The organism is Halorutilus salinus, assembly GCF_026242195.1.
Lineage (GTDB): Archaea > Halobacteriota > Halobacteria > Halobacteriales > Halorutilaceae > Halorutilus > Halorutilus salinus.
The window spans coordinates 17,711-36,849 of record NZ_RKLV01000003.1 but is presented as its reverse complement, the minus strand read 5'-3'; the positions used below and the strand labels follow the sequence as shown (position 1 = coordinate 36,849).

The 19,139-nt window shown below is 59.0% G+C and carries 19 protein-coding genes and 1 tRNA gene; 12 read left to right on the top strand and 8 right to left on the bottom strand.

Annotation, left to right across the window (positions count from 1 at the left end; genetic code table 11):
• The first annotated feature begins 40 nt into the window (after window positions 1–40).
• The 5 genes from EGH25_RS03515 to EGH25_RS03495 are packed head-to-tail and all read left to right on the top strand — an operon-like array spanning window position 41 to window position 5,407.
• Complete coding sequence (locus EGH25_RS03515) at window positions 41–406, top strand: response regulator (RefSeq protein ID WP_266086255.1); 366 nt, start codon at window positions 41–43, stop codon at window positions 404–406.
• A 3-nt stretch (window positions 407–409) separates the two neighbouring features.
• The gene (gene cheB, locus EGH25_RS03510) at window positions 410–1,432 is read left to right on the top strand and encodes a chemotaxis-specific protein-glutamate methyltransferase CheB (RefSeq protein WP_266086253.1); all 1,023 of its coding nucleotides are present in this window, start codon (window positions 410–412) and stop codon (window positions 1,430–1,432) included.
• The gene (locus EGH25_RS03505; protein ID WP_266086251.1) at window positions 1,429–3,963 is read left to right on the top strand and encodes a chemotaxis protein CheA; all 2,535 of its coding nucleotides are present in this window, start codon (window positions 1,429–1,431) and stop codon (window positions 3,961–3,963) included. The genes cheB and EGH25_RS03505 overlap by 4 nt, the downstream gene beginning before the upstream one ends.
• A gap of 44 nt (window positions 3,964–4,007) precedes the next feature.
• A complete protein-coding gene (locus EGH25_RS03500) occupies window positions 4,008–4,601 on the top strand; it encodes a chemotaxis protein CheC (RefSeq protein ID WP_266086249.1) in 594 nt (197 codons plus the stop codon).
• A gap of 2 nt (window positions 4,602–4,603) precedes the next feature.
• Window positions 4,604–5,407 (top strand): CheR family methyltransferase, encoded by an 804-nt coding sequence (locus tag EGH25_RS03495; protein ID WP_266086248.1) that lies wholly within the window; start codon window positions 4,604–4,606, stop codon window positions 5,405–5,407.
• Here the strand turns inward: EGH25_RS03495 and EGH25_RS03490 are convergent.
• A complete protein-coding gene (locus EGH25_RS03490; protein WP_266086247.1) occupies window positions 5,392–5,841 on the bottom strand; it encodes a chemotaxis protein CheW in 450 nt (149 codons plus the stop codon). The two genes, EGH25_RS03495 and EGH25_RS03490, sit on opposite strands and share 16 nt — an antisense overlap.
• 113 nt (window positions 5,842–5,954) lie before the next feature.
• Here EGH25_RS03490 and EGH25_RS03485 point away from each other — a divergent pair, with 113 nt between their 5' ends.
• Window positions 5,955–7,550, top strand: coding sequence for a globin-coupled sensor protein (locus tag EGH25_RS03485; RefSeq protein WP_266086245.1), 1,596 nt, complete (start codon window positions 5,955–5,957; stop codon window positions 7,548–7,550).
• Between the two features lie 172 nt (window positions 7,551–7,722).
• On the top strand, window positions 7,723–8,166 hold the full coding sequence (locus tag EGH25_RS03480) for a DNA-binding transcriptional response regulator (RefSeq protein ID WP_266086243.1): 444 nt from the start codon (window positions 7,723–7,725) through the stop codon (window positions 8,164–8,166).
• Here EGH25_RS03480 and EGH25_RS03475 read toward each other — a convergent pair.
• Window positions 8,167–8,238 (bottom strand) — tRNA-His (locus EGH25_RS03475).
• A gap of 74 nt (window positions 8,239–8,312) precedes the next feature.
• Here EGH25_RS03475 and EGH25_RS03470 point away from each other — a divergent pair.
• The 3 genes from EGH25_RS03470 to EGH25_RS03460 are packed head-to-tail and all read left to right on the top strand — an operon-like array spanning window position 8,313 to window position 11,487.
• Window positions 8,313–8,777, top strand: a complete 465-nt coding sequence (locus EGH25_RS03470; protein ID WP_266086242.1) for a DUF5814 domain-containing protein — start codon at window positions 8,313–8,315, stop codon at window positions 8,775–8,777.
• Between the two features lie 30 nt (window positions 8,778–8,807).
• The gene (locus tag EGH25_RS03465; RefSeq protein ID WP_266086241.1) at window positions 8,808–9,467 is read left to right on the top strand and encodes a metal-dependent transcriptional regulator; all 660 of its coding nucleotides are present in this window, start codon (window positions 8,808–8,810) and stop codon (window positions 9,465–9,467) included.
• Window positions 9,468–9,504: 37 nt separating this feature from the next.
• A complete protein-coding gene (locus EGH25_RS03460) occupies window positions 9,505–11,487 on the top strand; it encodes a DUF460 domain-containing protein (protein ID WP_266086239.1) in 1,983 nt (660 codons plus the stop codon).
• On the opposite strand, the gene EGH25_RS03455 is transcribed toward EGH25_RS03460, so the two are convergent.
• From EGH25_RS03455 to EGH25_RS03445, 3 genes are read right to left on the bottom strand one after another with little or no spacing between them, the layout of a single operon-like run.
• Entirely contained in the window at window positions 11,488–12,255 is a 768-nt protein-coding gene (locus EGH25_RS03455; RefSeq protein ID WP_266086237.1) for an Ig-like domain-containing protein, read from the bottom strand.
• Window positions 12,256–12,257: 2 nt separating this feature from the next.
• Window positions 12,258–12,896, bottom strand: coding sequence for a protein-L-isoaspartate O-methyltransferase (gene pcm / locus EGH25_RS03450; RefSeq protein WP_266086235.1), 639 nt, complete (start codon window positions 12,894–12,896; stop codon window positions 12,258–12,260).
• A complete protein-coding gene (locus EGH25_RS03445; RefSeq protein ID WP_266086234.1) occupies window positions 12,893–13,513 on the bottom strand; it encodes an HVO_0476 family zinc finger protein in 621 nt (206 codons plus the stop codon). Before EGH25_RS03445 ends, pcm begins: the two co-directional genes overlap by 4 nt.
• A 52-nt stretch (window positions 13,514–13,565) precedes the next feature.
• On the opposite strand from EGH25_RS03445, the gene EGH25_RS03440 reads away from it, so the two are divergent.
• Together EGH25_RS03440 and icd are read left to right on the top strand one after the other, a co-directional pair.
• Complete coding sequence (locus EGH25_RS03440; RefSeq protein ID WP_266086232.1) at window positions 13,566–13,982, top strand: EamA family transporter; 417 nt, start codon at window positions 13,566–13,568, stop codon at window positions 13,980–13,982.
• A gap of 71 nt (window positions 13,983–14,053) precedes the next feature.
• On the top strand, window positions 14,054–15,295 hold the full coding sequence (icd, locus tag EGH25_RS03435) for an isocitrate dehydrogenase (NADP(+)) (protein WP_266086230.1): 1,242 nt from the start codon (window positions 14,054–14,056) through the stop codon (window positions 15,293–15,295).
• Window positions 15,296–15,311: 16 nt separating this feature from the next.
• Here the strand turns inward: icd and EGH25_RS03430 are convergent, their stop codons facing one another.
• From EGH25_RS03430 to EGH25_RS03420, 3 genes are all read right to left on the bottom strand, one after another.
• Window positions 15,312–16,514, bottom strand: coding sequence for an OB-fold nucleic acid binding domain-containing protein (locus tag EGH25_RS03430; protein WP_266086228.1), 1,203 nt, complete (start codon window positions 16,512–16,514; stop codon window positions 15,312–15,314).
• 32 nt (window positions 16,515–16,546) lie between these two features.
• Window positions 16,547–18,040 (bottom strand): DUF8130 domain-containing protein, encoded by a 1,494-nt coding sequence (locus tag EGH25_RS03425; protein ID WP_266086226.1) that lies wholly within the window; start codon window positions 18,038–18,040, stop codon window positions 16,547–16,549.
• A 62-nt stretch (window positions 18,041–18,102) separates the two neighbouring features.
• On the bottom strand, window positions 18,103–19,086 hold the full coding sequence (locus tag EGH25_RS03420) for a transcription initiation factor IIB (RefSeq protein WP_266086224.1): 984 nt from the start codon (window positions 19,084–19,086) through the stop codon (window positions 18,103–18,105).
• Between the last annotated feature and the right edge of the window lie 53 nt (window positions 19,087–19,139).

Here is a 19,139-nt window from a genome sequence, read left to right as displayed (position 1 = left end):
CGGGAGTGAGTTTAAACCGTTTAGGACGGAACGTTTCTTAATGAGTTACAGAATAATTGTGGTAGATGATTCCGAGTTCATGCGGACGCTCCTGAAGGAAATACTAGAGGAGACGGACGGGTTCAAGGTCGTGGACGAAGCCGAAAACGGCGTGGAAGCCGTCGAGAAGTACGAGGAGCACGACGCGGATATAGTAATGATGGATATAGTGATGCCTATAAAGGACGGAATCGAGGCAACCCAAGAGGTGAAGAACACAGCGGAAAGTCCGAATGTTATCATGTGTACGTCGGTTGGTCAGGAGGAAAAGATGAAGGAAGCTGTAAAAGCAGGCGCGGACGGCTACATTACGAAGCCTTTCGAGAAGCCGAGCGTCGTAAGCGAAATAAAGGACGTAGTGGGATGAACCATGGAGGCTGTAGTAGCCGATGACTCGGGTTTCATACGTAGCGTCGTATCGGACATACTGAGCAAAGACGGCATAGAGGTGATCGCCCAAGCGAGAAACGGTGAGGAAGCCGTCGAGAAGGTTATCGAGCACAGACCGGACGTGGTGACTATGGATGTGGAGATGCCCGAAAGGAACGGTATAGAGGCTGTCGACGATATAATGGATGAGGAGCCTACCCCTGTTGTGATGTTCAGTTCTCACACGGTGGAAGGAAGCGAACGCACCCTCGAAGCCCTTGAAAAAGGCGCTGTCGACTTCGTTTCGAAGCCGAGAGGCGACGGTCCGGGAATAACCGCCGTCGAGGACGAGATTACACGGAAGGTTCGGGAAGGTGCAAGAGCGAGCCCACAGACCGTCAAGGATATACAGCCGTCAGTCGAGGACGAGGGGGTCGACGCATCCGAGGCGGTGGTTGTCGTAGGCGCAAGCACAGGGGGTCCCGGCGTTGTCGAGTCGGTACTCAAAGGACTGCCATCTACCACGGGTATCCGTGTAGCTGTCGTACAACATATGCCGGAGGTCTTCACCAGAAGGCTGGCGGAGAGGCTCGATGAAAGGACGGATCTCAACGTTTACGAGGCTTCTGACGGAGACGTGCTTGAACCCGGCGAGTGTGCCGTGGCACCGGGGGACGGACATCTCCTATTTAAGAATCACTACAAGGGTTCGACACCGATGGCGGTCGACAACAAGACCGAGGTTAACAACGTTATGCCCGCAATAGACGTTACGTTAAGAAGTGCGGCACGGTACGTAGAGGAAGACGCCTACGCAGTCGTCCTGACAGGTATGGGTTCAGACGGCGCTCGCGGTGCCGACAGGCTGAAGAGAAAAGGAGGAACGGTCATAGCCCAGAACGAGGAGACGTGTGCTGTATACGGGATACCCGGGTCGGTGGTTGAGGACGGTAATGCAGACGAGATACTGCCGCCGGAGAAGATTCCTAATGAGATCCTCAGACAGATAGGGGGAGAAGCATGAGTGACAGGATGGAAGCCTTCGTGGCGGAGACGGAGGAAGATATAGTCAGCCTCAGCAACTCGCTCCTGGATCTCGAACGTGAGGGGGATGACGAGGTTGTAGAGGAGGTATTCAGGACGGCACATACCGTAAAAGGTAGCTTCGCGGCTATGGGGTTCGGAAACGCAAGCGAAGTTGCCCACGCGATGGAGGATGTTCTGGACGCGATACGTTCAGGCGAAGTCGAACCCACCGCCGATGTCGTTGACGACCTGTTCGAAGGGGTAGACGCTCTTGAGGAATGTCTCGATGACGTACGCGCTGAGGGTGAAGCGGGGTCATACGACGAGGTTGTGCGGGGTCTCAGACGGCGGGCTGATGGGGACGGGTCAGAGGAAGCAACGGAGATGGCGGAGGGAGGGGACGTGGAAAAGGGTGGGAAAAGAAAGGTGGTAGTAGCGGAGTTCTCCGAAGAGACGGGTCAGAGGCGTGAAACCCTCGGTGAGATAGAGGATATAGACGATGCCGAACTGTTTCGGACGGTTCCTGACCGCAACAGTCTAGGCACCGATGAGGGAGAGGTATCCGCGGTGGCGGTCGAGTTTCCGTCGGAACAAGGGGTCAGTTCCCTACCTCTACCCAAGGCTGAGTCGACAACTGTCTTTGACAGCAGGGAAGAGGCGTTGGCTGAGTTGGACGTTCAGGAAGACGAGGGGGATAGCAGGGAAAGGAAGCTGGTTATCTTTCGCAGTAAAGACACGGAGAAAAGCAGTATTCTCGACTCCCTCAGGGACGAAGGGGTAGAGATAGTGGAGAAAGAAGAAGGAAACGGTAGCCTGAATGCCGTCGGCTTCGCTCCCCCCGACTACGAGGCAGACATCGCCACGGAAGGGATCGTTTCAGCGACCGTGGTTGAGGACGAGGTAGGTATACTGAACGTGACCGCCGGTGCCTCACAGAAAGACGGCTCAAAGGAGGTGACGAGACTCCTCCGCGTCGGGATGAGAAAGGATGAGTTCCCCGGGGTTGCCGCAACCGCTGCTCTCGACGATATCGACGACTTCGACGAGGTAACAGTCGTCGGAACCGAACCCGGACGCGACCGCGTTGAGGAAGGTGACTACGACAGCGGCTTTGATGTCGAGGTCAAGGTACCTTCCGGTTTTACACCGGATGCGTCCGAGATCAGAAAGACGGAGTCGGTATCGGTCGTCGAAAAGGACGAGACAGAAGAGAAGGAAGAGAAAACCGGTGATGAGAGCGAAGTAAGCACCGAGGACGAGGATGGTGGATCCGAAGAGGGTGACCGTGGCGTAGAGGAGACAGAGGATAACCCGGTCATGGAGGAGGACGAAGACAGTCAAGACACCGAGGATAGTGGAGAAGAAGGAGGTTCCGAGGAGGATGTAGCGATACAGAACGTCCGTGTCGGGGTCGACCGGTTAGACGGGATGATGAACAACGTCAGCGAGCTTGTTATCAACAAGATACAGATACAACACGCCGCAGAGGAGGGCGATCTAGAGGGGGTGCGTAAGGCGGCGGACAAGCTCGATAAGCTGTCCGAGAGGTTACGCGACGATGTGATGCAGGCTCGCCTCGTCCCGCTTAAGAAAATAACGGGGAGGTATCCGCGTGTCGTTAGGGACGTTGCACGTGAGACGGGTAAGGAGGTCGACTTCGAGGTCAAGGGTGAGGAGATAGAGCTGGACAGAAGCATACTCGAAGACCTCAAGGATCCCATCGTTCACCTCCTCAAGAACTCGGTGGATCACGGTATCGAGATGCCGGAAGAGAGGGTCGATGCCGGGAAGCCCCGTAGGGGAACGGTGGTAATCGAGGCAGAAAGGTTTAGTGACAGGGTCGAGATACGGATACGCGACGACGGCGCGGGTATGAACCCGGATGAGCTGAGAAGGAAGGGGGTCGAAGAGGGGGTATTAACCGAAGACGAGGCTGAGGGTATGTCCGACGAGGAGGCGTATGACCTTGTGTTTGAGAGCGGACTCTCCACGAAGGAGGATGTCACGGGCACGAGCGGTAGGGGTGTAGGAATGAGCGCTCTGAAGGAAGAAGTTCTCTCGAACGACGGGAACGTCTCCGTCTCGTCGTCACCGGGAGAGGGAACCGTCACTACGCTCACGCTTCCTGTAGATGTGGCTGTGGTTCAAGCCCTCCTCGTCGGCGTGGGGGACAAGAGGTATGCGGTTCCGACGAATACCGTTGACGCGATAGAGTCAGCGAAGGGCGCTAAACTCAAAACTGTGCGCGGGAGAACCGTCTGTGTGGTCGACGACGAGCCACGACCTATCCTCAGCCTGCCCAAGAAGTTCTCGGCGGACGGTGGCAACGGAACAGAAGACAAGGACATGATCCTCCATATCAGGGACTCGGTGAGGGAAGCAAGCATAAGATGTGACGAGGTCTACGGACAACAGGAGATAGTTGTACAGCCCTTCGAAGGCTTCCTTGCGCACGTGGAGGAGTTCAGCGGAACAGCTATACTTGGGAGAGGGGAGATAGTCCCGGTGGTGGAGGTAAATGAACTATGAAACCAGAGATAAACGTAACAAATCTTGCGCGGTTCAACGAAGTGATGGAGAACAGCTCAGAAACCGTCGCCGAGAACCTTTCGGCGATGACCTCGGAGCCGATGGAGGTTGAGGTAAAGAAGCTAAGGTTCCTCAAGGAAGGCGTGTCGGAGGAGATATCCGACGACGGTGAGGGCGAGGTTGTCTGTGTCTACTGTGGTCTACAGGATCCTCCTAACGGCGTCTTCGCGGTGACGTTCTCGCCCGAGGAAGCGGCGGAAGTCTCACAGTTTATGATGGGAAGTCTTCCCGACGAGTACGGGGAGGATCACGGAATGGTCGTACAGGAGATAGGAAACGTGATGACAAGCGGCTTCGTCGACGGTATAGCCGACATGCTTGGAAAAAAGATAGAGATAACCACCCCGACGGTGTTCGACGGAGACGCGGAGGCGGTCGCCGACCATCTGAAGAAACAGACGGAGTCAGGTCCTGCGACCTTTGTTGTGCTAAACACCGTAATAAACGCGGTTGATCACGACGTTAGATGTAGGGCTTTTTTGCTCCCTAACATCGACGAGTTTGCGGAGCTGGTGAACACGATACCCGAACTAGACATAGAGGAGGAAGCCGAGGACGAAAAGAAGCCCTTCGATTAATGATGTCCGAGAAGGTTGAGAAGGAAGACGGGGACAGCTACCTTGACGAGGTACTCGGTGTCGTGGATCGCGCGTCGGGGTTTGAGATCGAGTACTACGACAGAAGGCATCTAGAGAGGAGGGTATCCGCGAGGATGCACAGGACGGAGGCATCGGAGTACAGTGAGTATCTAAACTTGCTTGAACAGAGCGTCGAGGAACGCGAGGCGCTGATCGAGAGCCTCTCGGTGAACGTGACGGGCTTTTTTCGAGACCCTTCGGTCTGGTCAGCGGTTTCGGAGATAGTCGAGGACATCGGGAAGCCGGTTGAGGCGTGGTCAGCCGCGTGTAGCGACGGACGCGAACCCTACTCTTTGAGCATGTTGCTTGAGAGAGACGGTATCGAACACGAGATACTGGCGTCCGATATAGATGAAAAGAGCCTTGAGACGGCGTACAAGGGTGTCTACAACTCATTACAGACGAGCGACATCAACGATCAGATATCGGGGTTTGACCCCGAGATGCTGGGGTATATCTCAGAAGAGAACGGCAGGTACGAGGTGAACGATCTGATAAAAAACATCACGTTCCGTGAACACGATCTCATAGCCGACGGACCGATGCCGCGTAAGGACATAGTGATGTGCAGAAACCTGTTCATCTACATAGATCCGAAGTACAGCGAGAGCGTTTACGAGACGCTCAAGAGTTCACTGAAGGAAGGCGGATACCTGATCATCGGTAAGTCCGAGTCGGTGCCTAGAACTCTCCGGGACGAGCTTGAACTCATCGACAGGGGGAACAGTATCTACGTCCGTTGCTGAACCTCCTTGGAAACGTCCGCTTCCATCCTACCTATGTCTATCAGAACCACGAAGTCGTCCTTGTTGCTGTTCTCGGTTCTGAAGACCCCCTGTGATGTTTCTTCTTCGTCAAAGTCGTCTATATCCTGCAGATCTTCATCGGATATCTGGTAGACCTCGTTGACGGAGTCGACGAGGATACCCGTAGTATCGCCATCGCTTTCGGTGACGAGGAGGCGGTTGCCTTTGACGCTGTTGCCCACGTTGAGTATAGGCTTCGGGTTGAGGAGTGTAGCTGTCTCGCCGCGCAGGTTAATGACGCCTTCGACGCAGTCAGGCGTGTTAGGTAACTCGGTGACATCGGGCTTTTCGACTATCTCGCGCACGTTGTGTATCTGAGTGGCAAAGACCTTACCCGCGAGTTCAAACTCAACGACCTGCGTTTTTGCTTCCATATTAGAAGGTTAGGAAGACCACGTATAACCCTTAAGCCGCGAGTATCAGACGTAATAATCTCGACCATCATATTATATACATGCGGTGGATCATCTGGGTTAGGTATCATATTATGGACTACAGGGAATACCTCGGAAAGGGAAAACTGAACCGTATGGTGGACGAGGAGGAGTTGGTTTCAGAGATAGGGCTCAACGAGGACGAGATAGAGTGGCGTAAGGAGTTCGTGGACTTCGGTGAAGATGATGTAGAAAGGCTGACGAGGTACCGGGACGTCTTTGAGGAGAACGCCGACGAGATCGCCGATATGTTCTACGAGAACATACAGGAGCATAGTCAGACGGTTGAGGTTATGTCACGCTCCCCCAAGGGCTTGGATCAGCTGAAGAAGACACAGAAGGCGTACCTCGTAACGCTCGCTGACGGTGAGTACGGAAAGGATTACTTTACCGACAGGGCACGTATCGGCAAGCTCCATGATATACTCGAAATGCCGATGAAGCAGTACATCGGTCAGTACGGCGTCTATTACAACCTTCTGGTACCTCTCATCACCGAAAGGATAAACAAAACCGTGTCCGATGAGCTGAACGGCGAGGTCAACGATGCCACCAAAGAAGAGGTATGCAAAGAGATCGAGAAGGGTCTCAGAGAGCTACATTCGATACTCAAGATAATAAACCTCGACACCCAGGTGACGGTTGAGACCTACATGAATTCGGCTTACGTTCAGGAGATAGAGGACAGTCTCGAACGCCAGCAACGCGTCGCGACACAGGTTAGAGGAGCCGCCACCGACCTGAGTTCGGCAACCGAGAAGGCGGCGGAAAGCGCAGGGGAGATAAGCGGCATAGCCGACGACCAGGTCAGCCAGAACGAGACGATCTCCGAGGAGGTGTCGGAGATGAGCGCTAGGGTAGAAGAGATAGCCGCGACGGCAAACGACGTTTCTAAAAACAGCGAAGAAGCTAGGGAGTTAGCCTCCAAAGGGATGAAGCGCGGCGAAAAGGTCATCGACGTGATGGATGAGGTTGAGGCTGCGAGCGAGGAGGTTCGGAAGGACGTGGAGGAGCTGAAGAACACCGTCGACGAGATAGATAAGGTGATACAGGTTATAAACGACATATCCGACCAGACGCATATCCTCGCGCTCAACGCCAACATAGAGGCGGCACGGGCAGGGGACGATGCAAGCGGTTTCAAGGTCGTAGCGGATGAGGTGAAGTCACTCGCCGACGAGTCACAGGAACAGACGGACGAGATAGAGGGGATGCTCAAAGGTGTCGAGGAGACGACCGAGAACACCGTCGACAGCCTCGAAGAGACACAACAGCGTATCGCCAAGGGGGTCAAGGAGGTGGAAGAGACGATGGAGATGCTCAGAGATATCGTCGAGTCGGTCGATGAGACTGTCAGCGGAATAAAGGAAGTCTCGGAGGCAACCGACGAACAGGCGGCGAGCACGGAGGAGATAGCCGCGACGGTCGACGACGCTTACGAGCAGTCGAAGGAGGTCGCCGAGGAGATAGACAGTGTGGCGGCGGTAGCGGAGGAGCAAGCACAGATGGCGGACGAGATAGAGGAGTCCGTTGAACGTCTCGAGACCGGTGATCAGGAGAGGGGAAAAGAGTCTAAACTCCCGGAGGCAAAAAGCGAATCAGGAAACGGTAAGCCGGATGAGGTACCACCTGTAGACATCGACGGATAGAAGCTGGCGTGACGGCTCGTTGATCTTACGCGGTAACGCGGTACGCCCCTAAAATTTCACTTCTGATAATATCGGGGTGTTGCTTATACAGTGAAAAGCCTAAGTTACGGTTAGACGTGATACAGAGATCCTCAGCATACACGGTAGCCGCGGGCGAGAAGGGGGTGGGGCATTGACCCCCGTAGAAGGAAACGTACTCGTCGTGGCGAGTGACAGACGGGTCGTTTCGGAGTTCGAAACAACGCTCCGCCCCATCTACAACGTTTGGTCGGCGACGAGCGGAAAGCAGGCGCTCGATATAGTCGACAACGAGGTGGATCTGGTCGCGGTGAGCGAGAAGACGGCTGATATCCCGGGGAAAGAAGTCGTTAGGGCGGTGAAGGAACGTGGCATCAGATGTAAGGCTGTCTCACTCGGACATGATACCGATCCGGTCTTCGATGGGTACGTGTCTACACCGGTCACGCCCAAAGCTGTCTTCGAGACTGTCGAAGAGATGAACGAGGCACGGGGTTCCGAACCGGGAGATCAGAAACCGGTTACCGAAGACTACGAGAACTGGGAAACTGAGTTTGAAATAGACGCCGACGATCTTAACTCTGCGTTCAGTACATAGGGCCGGGACCGAGAATCGAACCCGGGTCTTGGCCTCCACAAGGCCAAAGGATAACCACTACCCTACCCCGGCCACGTGTCTTCGTACTTCGGTCGCGGCTAAAAACGTGTCGAAAGCGGTTTGTGCGGGCAGTGAGTACGGCGAACGTGGCGATAACCGACCGTGTCTACGTCAAGAACGCGCGCCGTCTTTCGAGCCGTATGGATCGGAACATGCCACGGAACGTCTTTTCGGGCGCGGCGCTCGACATACTGTACAGTACCGACGAGATAGAGAAGCTCGACGCCGGTACACGCGACGCTCTGCTTGAGTTCGTGACGGATTTTATGGACTGTGACCACGACAACGCGCCCTACTGCGGATGTCCGGAGAGAAAGTTCGTTCGGCACCTGATCGAACTCCGGCGCGAAGGTATGTCGCCTTCACGTATCGTTGAGGCGCTGGAGGCGGAGTACGGTCTTTACGCCTACGAGGGCGACGTACTCGACTTTCTCGACACGTCGGTGCGTTCGTTGGAGGCGATAGAGGAGGTGGCGGATACGCTCGCCGAGTATGAGACACGCGACGAGGCGCGGCGTCTGCGCGACGATATCGTGGGTTCGCGTCAGTAAACTTAAGCCTTAGCCGAGGCTAACCCACCCATGCTCAGCCCTGTTATGGAGGACTACCTCAAGGCTATCTACAGCCTCGGCGGCGATGTACGTACCTCCGAACTCGCCGATGAACTCGACGTTTCACAGCCGACGGTCACCAACACGCTTGACAAGCTCGCCGACCGGGGTCTTGTGGAGCGCGAGAAGTACGGCGGGACGAACCTGACAGAGGAGGGACGTACGGTCGCCGTCGAGGTCGTCCGTCACCACAGGCTCATAGAGGCGTACCTTGCGGAGGCGCTCGACTACGACTGGAGCGAGGTACACGACGAGGCGGATCGTCTCGAACACCATATCAGCGAGGAGTTCGAGGCGCGTGTCGCAGACGCCCTCGGTGAGCCTGAGAGCGATCCCCACGGCGCGCCAATACCGGGTGCAGACCTCGAACCGCCCGACGAAGACGGTGAGACCCTCGGCGACTGCGACGAGGGCGACGAGGCTGTCGTCGAGAGCGTCGTGGACGAGGACGCCGATGTACTGCGTTACCTCGACGAGCACGGGATCCGTCCGGAGGTGGCTTTGGAGGTCGAGGAGGTCGCGCCTTTCGGCATGGTGACGGTGGTGACCGAGGGCGGCGACGAGGTTTCGCTCCCGGACGAGGTTGCGAGCGCCGTAAGTGTCCGTCTCCGTGTAGAAACGACGGGGTAGACCGACGTTTTAAGCTCTCGCGGTACGTAACGGAACCGTGAAGAGCCGCACAGACGCGCTCGACGTGACCGTATACGGCGTCGACGTACACAGCGGCGACGTACGTGGTGACTCTCCTTCGTACGCGCTCGTCCGTCTCTCCGGGGACGGTGTCGAACACGACGTGGTTTCGCGCAGGAAGCTACTCCGTCTCGTCGCCGACGAGAAGCCGAGCATCGTCGCCACCGACAACGTCTACGAGATCGCGGAGGACAAGGACGGCTTGGTACGTCTTCTGCGCCGTCTACCCGCGGAGACGTGTCTCGTACAGGTGACGGGCGACGAGGAGCCTGAGCCGCTTTCACGTGTCGCATCGCGCCACGACGTGCCGTACGCAAAGAAGCCATCGAAGGAGGCGGAGGCGTCGGCGCGTCTCGCGGGTATGAACGTCGGCTACGCCGTACGCGCGTTCGACGACAAGACGACCGTACGTGTCTCACGCGGTCGTTCGACGGGAAGCGGAGGATGGAGCGAGGACAGGTACACGCGTAAGATACACGGCGCTGTGAGACGGAGGGCGCGCGAGGTCGAGGACAGACTCGACGAGGCGGGATTCGAGTACGACAAGGAGGTGACGGAGAAGTACGGCGGTCTCGCAAACGCCGAGTTCGTCGTAAAAGCACCCCGCGACGTCATACCTTTCTCCGACGAACGTTCGGGGGACACGCGTATCGAGGTCGACGCCGTACGCCGCGACGGTATCGAGTTCGAAAGCCTCGCACAGAGGCGCGAGACGGTCGTCGTGGGTGTCGACCCCGGAACGACGACCGCGGTTGCTGTCTTGGATCTCAACGGCGAGCTACTCAACGTAACGAGTTCGAGGAGCGCCGACACCGCGGAGGTGATCGAATGGATAATAGAACGCGGACGCCCCGTCGTCGTCGCCGCCGACGTCCGTTCGATGCCGAGCAACGTCGAGAAGATACGCCGGTCTTTCGACGCCTCGGGATGGACGCCCGACGACGACCTCGCCGTGGTCGACAAGAAACGCGCTACGAACGAGGACGAGTACAGGCTCGAAAACGACCACGAGCGCGACGCCGCGGCGGCGGCGACGTTCGCGTACCGCGACCACGCCGACGTATTCGACAAGGTCAGGCGCAAGACACCGCGCGGTGTCGACAAGGACGACGTTATAGCGCGCGTACTCGTCGACGAACTCCCCGTCGAGTCAGCCATCGAGGCGGTTCGCGACGACGGTGACGACGAAGGGGACGGCGGGAGCGACGACCAGCGCGAACCCACTGAGGAGGAGAAACAGATACGTCGTCTCGAAAAGCAGGTCGGGCGTCTCAAGGAGCACGTCGAGGAGTTGGAGGATCGCGTCGACCGTAAGAACGACGAGATAGACGAACTTGAGGACGAGCTAACGATGGCGAGGAGCGACAAGGCGCGCGACGTGCGTGAGAGACGTGAGGTAAAACGTCTCGAACGCAAGAACGACGAGCTACGTAGAAAGCTCAAGAAGGAGAGGAAGGCGCGTAAGAAAACGCGCGGGAAGCTCGACAGACTCAAGAAGCTCTGGCGTGTCGAACACCCCGACTTTGCGGACGAACTCGGCGACGACTACGCCGTGGTCAAGGCGGTCGAGGAGTTCACAAAGACGGCTCTCGAAGACGCCGAGAACTCCTTCGGTCTCGCAGAGGGCGATATCGTCCTTCTCGAAGACGCGAGCGGCGCGGGGCGCGCGACCGCCGAACGTCTCGCCGGTACGTCGCCGCGTCTCGTTCTCAAGAACGGGGGTATGTCGACCGAAGCGGATCGGGTGCTTTTCGACGCCGGCGTACCCGTCGCAGAGGCGGACGGTATCGATATGCGGCGTATCGACGAGTTCGGTATAATGCGCGAGGAGGACGTACGCGACGCAGTCGAACGGTGGGACGAACGCGCCGAGGAGCGCCGTCTGCGCCGCGCCGAGGAGACGGTTGACGAGCTTATCACCGAGTACCGTGTCGAGAGGAAACGCGGCGAAAGCAGTTAGTCAGAGAGGCGTCGAGACGGATAGCTCGTACACGACGCCGTCCTTTTCGACGTAAGCGCCCGTGTCGCGTTCGCCGACAGAGCCTAACCTCCTGTAGACTGCGTCGAGTTCTTCGCCTTTGACGCCCGTCACCTCTACGCCGATCGTATCCTCGTCGGCGAAGCTGTTACAGCCTTCTCGTCCGGGATCGTCGGCGCAGTCCTCCGCCCTGTCGAACGCTTCTGCGATCGCGTCGTGTTCGAGAAGATCGGTTTCGTTTAGCGAGGATGCGCCCTCGTATCCGTCCGCCTGCACGAGGTTTAGAGCTCCCGAAACCTCCCCTACACGCGTCGTGACGCCGTTCTCTAACCTCACGAGAGCCGTCGAATGTCCGTCGTCCACGCGCCAGCCGAACGTCTCGACGAGGTCGCCGTCTATGTAGACGCGCACCTCGTGGACGCCGCGTTTCCGTACTACGTTCTGCTCCGAGAACATCGCGCCCGCGGCGACGACGCCCTCGACCGAGTAGAACGTCTCCCCGTCGTCACGTACTTCGACGCGTAGCTCGTGGCTCTCCGCACCGCCTTCGATAGCCAAGTCGCGTCCTGTCCGGGACAGTATGTTCCCGTCCTCGTCTTCGGACTCGTACGGCGTCTCCCCGGTACGGTTCAGGTCGCGCGCGCTCCACCCGTCGGAGACGTTCGGCGCACCGTCCGAACCACCGGTGTCGTCGATCAGACAGCCTGAGAGAGCCACCGCGGAAGCCGAGATGAAGGCTCTCCTGTCCACCGTCAGAACCCTTCCTCGCCGTACATACGTACGAAACGGACGGGTTCACCCTCGTTAACGACGGTTTCGCCGTCACGTTTCTCGACGGTAACGAGCCTCTGTGCACCGCCGGTTTCGGCGGGTAGGACACAGCGTCCGCCTTCGCGTAGCTGGTCGTCGATGAAGCCGGGTACGTCGGGCGCGGCGCATGTGAGGTAGATACGGTCGAACGGTGCTTCCTCGGCAAGCCCTTTGGAGCCGTCACCGACGACGACTGTGACCTCTTCGGGTAGGTTCTGGCGCGCCTCGACGGCGAGCTTCTCCTGACGTTCGACCGTGTACAGGTTCTCAGCGCCGACGGTACGCGCGACGACGGCGGCGTGGTAGCCGCGTCCCGTCCCGACTTCGAGCGTCCTGTCGCCCTCGCTCAGGTCGAGGCGCTCCGTAATCATCGCCACCATATGGGGCGCGCTTACCGTCTGTCCCTCGCCGATGGGAAGAGGCGAGTCCTTGTAGACGCGCCCGCGTGCGTCCTCGGGAAGAAACACCTCGCGCGGCACGGCACGCATAGCGCGTTCGACTGCATCGGTCTCTACGTACCCGCGTTCGACAAGCGAGTCGACAAGGGCGTCGCGCTCCTCGGCGTACCCGCCGTCGGTCATACGGCTTCACCGTAGACGCGTTTGGCGTTCTTCGCATCCACGTCGTCACCCTCGACGCTCAGACTATCGTCGGTGCGTCTGTCGACGAAGGCGGTGACCACGAAGGCGTCGCCGTCGACCTCCTCGCGTTCGCCTACAACAAAGCTGTAGTCGCCGGGTACGTCGATACGCCGCGAGACGGTTTCGTCGTCGGTGTGTAGGGTGACGGGTACGGAAACGTTGTCCACGACGCGCGTCCAGACCGTCGCAGTGTCATCGGCTGTCGCTTCGTCGACACGTCGGTTGTCGCCGTCCTCGGGAACCTCGATGCTCGTGACCTCGACGCCGAAGGCGCCTTCGTCCGCCTCAAGAACGAACTCGTCGCCGACACGCACCGTCTCGTCGCCGCGGATCGTCGTATGGGTCGAAAAAGACTCGTCGCCCTGAGAGACGACGACACGGAGTTCGACCGTACTGGGTTCGTGTATATGTTCCTTATGTACGTGGTCGCACGCGAGGCACCGTACCGTCGCGTTGCCGTTCGTCTTGAGAACCTCGTGAGGTACCCGCGACGAACACGCGGGGCAGTCGGCGACAACGTCACCTTCTTCGTCTCCGGCGTCGGACTGAGCGTTCATACCGGAGACGCGGACTCGTACCGTATAAACGCGTCGAGCGAGAAGGTCGCGTATGAACTACGTCGTCTACGCAGTTATCGCACTACTGGCTTATAGCCTCGTACCTCCGCTCGTCGACCTCGCCACGCGCGAGATACCGAGTTCGACCGCGGCGCTTATGTCGAACACCGTCCTCGTCGTCGTCGCCGCAGGCGTGGTTGCGTACACGGGCGAGTGGGACACGTCGTATCTAACGGGTCGGAGCGCCGTCTACATCTACGCCGCGGGTGTCTGTCTCGCCGTCGGTATACTCGCGTACTACCGTGCGCTTGCCGAAGGACCCGTGAGCGTCGTGGTACCTATCTTCGGTCTCTTCCTCGCGGCGTCGTCCGTCTTGGGCGTCGTCTTCTTCGAGGAGACGGTGACGACACGGAAGGTCGTCGGTATCACGCTCGCCCTCGTATCCGTCTACCTCATCTCGACATCTTGAGGCGTTCGTTCGTCAAAAAAGATGACGAATGAAACACAAGAGTAAACTTATGCTCGGTGGTAGGTGAGGACATGGAGTTTGATAGGGTAGAGATTCCGGAAGAGGGCGAACGCGTAGAAGCCGAGGACGGCGAACTCGTCGTCCCCGAAGAACCGATAGTACCGTATATCACGGGTGACGGCATAGGTCAGGACGTTACGCCGGCGGCGCAGAGGGTTCTCGACGCCGCGGCGGATGAGACGGGGCGCGAGATACACTGGACTGAGGTCTACGCGGGCGACCGCGCGGAGGAAGAGTACGACGAACTCCTGCCCGACGAGACGTTGGAAGCGATACGTCAGTTCAACGTCGCGCTCAAGGGTCCTCTGACGACACCCGTCGGCGCGGGGTTCCGTTCGCTCAACGTCGCCATAAGGAAGAACCTCGATCTTTACGCCAACATACGTCCCGTCTACTACCTACAGGGCGTCCCTTCGCCCGTCAACTCGCCCGAGGACATGGACATGATCGTCTTCCGCGAGGCGACCGAGGACGTCTACTCAGGTATCGAGTACGAGGCTGAGAGCGACGACGCCGAGAAGATACGCGGCTTCCTCAACGAGGAGATGGGCGAGGACGTACCCGACGACGCGGGTATAGGAGTCAAGCCTATCAGCGAGCGCAAGACCAAACGTCTCGTACGTAAGGCGATACGGTACGCGATCGACCGCGGGCGCGAGACGGTGACGCTCGTCCACAAGGGCAACATCATGAAGTACACCGAGGGTGCGTTCCGCGACTGGGGCTACGAACTCGCAGAGGAGGAGTTCCCCGAAAGGACGATCTCCGAGGACGAACTCTGGGAGGAGTACGACGGCGAACGTCCCGAAGGAAAGGTCGTTATCAAGGATCGTATCGCCGACAACATGCTCCAGCAGTTGCTGACACGGACGGATGAGTACGGCGTTCTTGCGATGCCTAACCTCAACGGCGACTACCTGAGCGACGCCGCCGCGGGTCAGGTCGGCGGCTTAGGAATCGCGCCGGGTTCGAACATAGGCGACGTACGCGGCGTCTTCGAACCCGTGCACGGAAGCGCGCCCAAGTACGCCGGACAGGACAAGGTCAACCCGACGGCGATGATACTCACGGGACGTATCATGTTCGAGGAGTTCGGCTGGTTCGACGCCGCGGAGCACGTCAAGGACGCCGTCGAGGCGACGATACAGGATCGCACCGTCACTTACGACATACACAGACAGATAGAGGGCGGAGAGAAGGTGTCGACGAGCACGTTCGCCGAACTCGTCGCCGAGAAGATACGTTCGGCGTAGTCGGGTGGTCGCGTAGTCACGTAAACGAGTCGAGACCCGCCTCGGAGCGTTCGCCGTCCTCCTCTCCTTCGAGCGAACCCCTGCTACGGACGTAGACGGTCGAAGCCCAGTTTACGCTTCCTTCGACACCGTCGTTCCATCCCTCCTGTGCCTCCATGTTGAGTATAGCGACCTCGTCGCCGGGTGCGAACGACAGATCCGCCTTGTCGCCCCAGAGAGCGACACGTACCTCGCCCGTGTCGTCGCGGAGACGTACGTTACGAACCTTGCCCTGAGAGCCGTCGTCGCGGTCGAAGGTGCGTGTCTCACCCGTGTCGGTCACGACGCCCGCGACGTCGTACGTCTCGTCGATTTCGAGTTCTACGACTGGTGTGGGATCCGGATGGAACTCGACTTCGTCTTCGAGTTCGTCCTCGGCGACGCGTTCGACGCTTCCGCGCGAACCGACGTTTACCTCCACGCCGCCGTCACGTTCACGCGCGTAGCCGTCACGTACACGGACAACATCGCCCGAACCGAGCGAAGAAACGTCGTCGGCGCGGTCGTCCCAGAGAGCGACACGTACCCAGCCCGTCTCATCGCCGACGGCGATGTTTGCGACCTTCCCCTCGCCGTCGTCGCGGTCGAAGGTACGCGGTTCGGAGGTTTCGAGTACGCGTCCTACGACCGTCACGTCCGACGCGCCCGCGGAAACGTCGCCCGCACCGACAGCACCTTCGGACGTGTCGACGTCAACATCGAACTCGTCGTCGTCATCGACCTCGATCTCGCGCGCGTTTATCTCGACGCCGCCGTTCCAGCCATCCTTGGGCGCGCCCTTGACCTTGAGAACGTCTCCTTTTTCGAGTTCACCGACGCTCGCGGCGTACTCGTCCCAGAGAGCGACACGTATCTCACCCGTTTCGTCACGTACACGTACGTTCGCCACCATACCGTCTTCGCCCTCGTCACGTTCGAACTCCTTGGGTTCGCCGACGGACGTGACCTTACCGACGAAACGCACCTCGTCCTTCTCGGCTGTGACATCGGCGATATCGTAGACGCGATCCTCTTCGAGTTCATGCGCAACGAGCTTCGCCGCCGTGGGTTCGTCGCACAGACCCCCCATCTGTTCGACCTTGTCGTCGACGCGTTCGCGGAACTCGTCCTCGTCTATCTCAAGGTCGAGTTCTGAGTAGATTTCGGAGAGCGAAAGAGAGTCGTACTCTTCGTCAGGCATACCCGCGGCTACGCGCGGACGCGTCTTAGGTCTTAGGCTTCGGTGTCGTTCACATCGATAACGACCGTGTAAGGGTACGTCTCGCCGTCGCCGTAGCCCTCACCGACTGAACGCGAGACGTCAAGCTCCTCCTCGACGCGGTACTTGCCCGGCGGGAAGCCGACTTCGTACGTCTCAGTTTCGGTGCCGTCCGCGTCGAGCCGTGTGGTGAGACCGATTGCGTTTACAGCTACACCACGCGGTCCGAAGCTGACGTGTTGGCTCTCGGCGTACGCCTCCGACCAGACGATACGCCCGCGCGTTTCGTCGTCTTCGTCATCGACCTTCTCAGCCGTCAGGACGCCGAACGGTGCGGGCGCGCCGCTGAACAGTTCAACGGGCGCGTCGGACGTGTTGGTCAACGACAGAGTGAACACGCCGGCGTCGTCGGGGCTGTACCCGTCGCGGAGCCTGTCCCTTATCTCCTCGGCTGTTTCTTCGTCGCCGTTACGCGTCGAATTCTCGTACTCCTCACGGTACCCCTCAAGCTCCTCCTCGTCGGGGATTTCGTTCACCTCTTCGTACCCCGCGTCGGTGACCTCTGCGCGTACCTTGACGGGCGCGTCCTGGTACTCGGGTTCACGTAGTTCGGGACGGTACGCCTCGTCGTATATAAGGAAGTAGGCGTCACCCGTCGCGTCCTCGAAGCCGTCGGGGATTCTGTCGCCGCGGTAGCCGTCATCGACGGCAGAGCGGACAACGTCGGCGACATCGTCGGGTAGCGAGCCGGGTTCGCGCACCTCTTCGACGCCGAAGAGTTCCTCGTGGGTCAGCCTTTCGGCTTCGACGTAGTACTCTTCGGGGTCTCGGCGCGAAAGTTCGAGTTCGACGTACTCGTCCGTAACGGTCGGGTTCTTGCTCGTCGAAACGCCGATGTAGTCGGTCTCTTCGAGGAAGCTTTCGAGTTCCTCGGTGAGCGAAGTCGTGCGGTACTCACACGTTTCGAGTTCGCCGCGTCCGCCCCCGATAACCGAGGTTCGCATCATCAGTATCTGGCGGTTGTCGGGTCCGAGCGCGCGGAGTACGTCGTCGGTGGCATGCACCACACGGTCGTCGTCAACCTCATCCTCGGAAACGTCGGCGACCGTACCCGAAACGACGTATTCGGGAAGGCTGTACCCAACCGCGTAAACGTCGTCGCCGTCACGTACGTGCTCGACACCGCGGAGGGCTTCCAAGAGAGCGTCGTCGGCTTCTTCGACGGAGACGCGTCCCTCCTCAACCGCCTCGCGCACGTAACCACGCGCGGGTTCATCGAAGGCTTCGACCGTCTCCGCGGTGTTCATCTCGTTCGAGAACGTCGAGGACACGGTGACGACGTACCGAGGGTGTTCGACGGAGACGGAGAGAGCGTAGGAGGCGGTGTCGTCCTCGCCTCCGCCGTCGGTCGTACCCTCGTTCCCGGCGTCTCCGAACGCGCCTATGCAACCCGACACAGGCAGGGAAGAGGCGAGCGCCGACGACGCGACGAACTCCCTTCTACGCATAAACACACCTTCGGACCCGCGCCACAAAAGGCTTCGTTAGGCTAAAACAGGGTTTTCAGCCATCACACACCCGCGCCGATAGCCTCAGCCTGCTCGTGGTACCGGTTACGTATCGTGACCTCGGTGACGTTCGCCGCCTCCGCGACCTCCTTCTGAGTCCTCTTATCGTTACAGAGTATCGAGGCGAGGTAGATAGCCGCCGCGGCGTAACCCGTCGGCGACTTACCCGAAAGCAGACCCTCCTCTGCGGTGTCCTCGATTATCTCTATCGCCTTCTGCTGAACCTCCTCGCTAAGACCGAGTTCGGACGCGAACCGCGGCACGAACTCGGCGGGGTCGGTCGGACCGATCTCAAGCTCAAGCTGACGCGCGATGTAACGGTATGTGCGCGCGACCTCCTGCTTCTCGACGCGCGAAACGTCCGAGATCTCGTCGAGTGAACGGGGTATGTTCTCCTGCCTGCACGCCGCGTAGAGCGCCGAAGCCGAAACCGCCTCGATGGAACGCCCCGGGAGCAGGTTCTCGTCGAGCGCGCGACGGTAGATCATCGATGCGATTTCGCGCGTCGACTCGGGGATGTTGAGCGACGAAGCCATACGGTCGATCTCACCGAGCGCGAACTGGAGGTTACGTTCCTTCGAACCCGATGTACGTATACGGTTCTGCCACTTCCTCAGCCGTTTCATCTGTGCGCGACGATCCGCCGAGAGCGACTGCCCGAAGGCGTCCTTGTCGCGCCAGTCGATGTTGGTCGTCAGCCCCTTGTCGTGCATCCTCTTGGTCATCGGCGCGCCCACACGCGACTTGTCGTCACGCTCGTCGGAGTCGAACGCGCGCCATTCGGGTCCACGGTCGACCTGATCCTCCTCGACGACGAGACCGCAGTCGTTACAGACGACCTCGGCGCGCTCGGCGTCCTCTACGAGATCCTCGGAGCCGCATTCGGGGCATACGAGTTCCTGATCCTCCTCCGTCTCCTCCTCTTCTTCCACCTCCTGCTCGTACTCCTTGACCGATTCCTTTGTCTTGGTATTCTCCTTAACCATCACGCTTATACTTACGTATCCCAAACATATAAAACCTCCCCTAACCTACGGTA

Excerpts from the sequence above, each read along its gene's own strand:
- cheB (WP_266086253.1), top strand. The coding sequence starts at position 410 with ATGGAGGCTGTAGTAGCCGATGACTCGGGTTTCATACGTAGCGTCGTA.
- EGH25_RS03445 (WP_266086234.1), bottom strand. The coding sequence starts at position 13,513 with ATGAACGCTCAGTCCGACGCCGGAGACGAAGAAGGTGACGTTGTCGCC.
- EGH25_RS03490 (WP_266086247.1), bottom strand. The coding sequence starts at position 5,841 with ATGGAAGCAAAAACGCAGGTCGTTGAGTTTGAACTCGCGGGTAAGGTC.
- icd (WP_266086230.1), top strand. The coding sequence starts at position 14,054 with ATGGAGTTTGATAGGGTAGAGATTCCGGAAGAGGGCGAACGCGTAGAA.
- EGH25_RS03430 (WP_266086228.1), bottom strand. The coding sequence starts at position 16,514 with ATGCCTGACGAAGAGTACGACTCTCTTTCGCTCTCCGAAATCTACTCA.
- pcm (WP_266086235.1), bottom strand. The coding sequence starts at position 12,896 with ATGACCGACGGCGGGTACGCCGAGGAGCGCGACGCCCTTGTCGACTCG.
- EGH25_RS03440 (WP_266086232.1), top strand. The coding sequence starts at position 13,566 with ATGAACTACGTCGTCTACGCAGTTATCGCACTACTGGCTTATAGCCTC.
- EGH25_RS03515 (WP_266086255.1), top strand. The coding sequence starts at position 41 with ATGAGTTACAGAATAATTGTGGTAGATGATTCCGAGTTCATGCGGACG.
- EGH25_RS03465 (WP_266086241.1), top strand. The coding sequence starts at position 8,808 with ATGCTCAGCCCTGTTATGGAGGACTACCTCAAGGCTATCTACAGCCTC.
- EGH25_RS03485 (WP_266086245.1), top strand. The coding sequence starts at position 5,955 with ATGGACTACAGGGAATACCTCGGAAAGGGAAAACTGAACCGTATGGTG.
- EGH25_RS03420 (WP_266086224.1), bottom strand. The coding sequence starts at position 19,086 with ATGGTTAAGGAGAATACCAAGACAAAGGAATCGGTCAAGGAGTACGAG.
- EGH25_RS03425 (WP_266086226.1), bottom strand. The coding sequence starts at position 18,040 with ATGCGTAGAAGGGAGTTCGTCGCGTCGTCGGCGCTCGCCTCTTCCCTG.
- EGH25_RS03500 (WP_266086249.1), top strand. The coding sequence starts at position 4,008 with ATGGAGAACAGCTCAGAAACCGTCGCCGAGAACCTTTCGGCGATGACC.
- EGH25_RS03505 (WP_266086251.1), top strand. The coding sequence starts at position 1,429 with ATGAGTGACAGGATGGAAGCCTTCGTGGCGGAGACGGAGGAAGATATA.
- EGH25_RS03495 (WP_266086248.1), top strand. The coding sequence starts at position 4,604 with ATGTCCGAGAAGGTTGAGAAGGAAGACGGGGACAGCTACCTTGACGAG.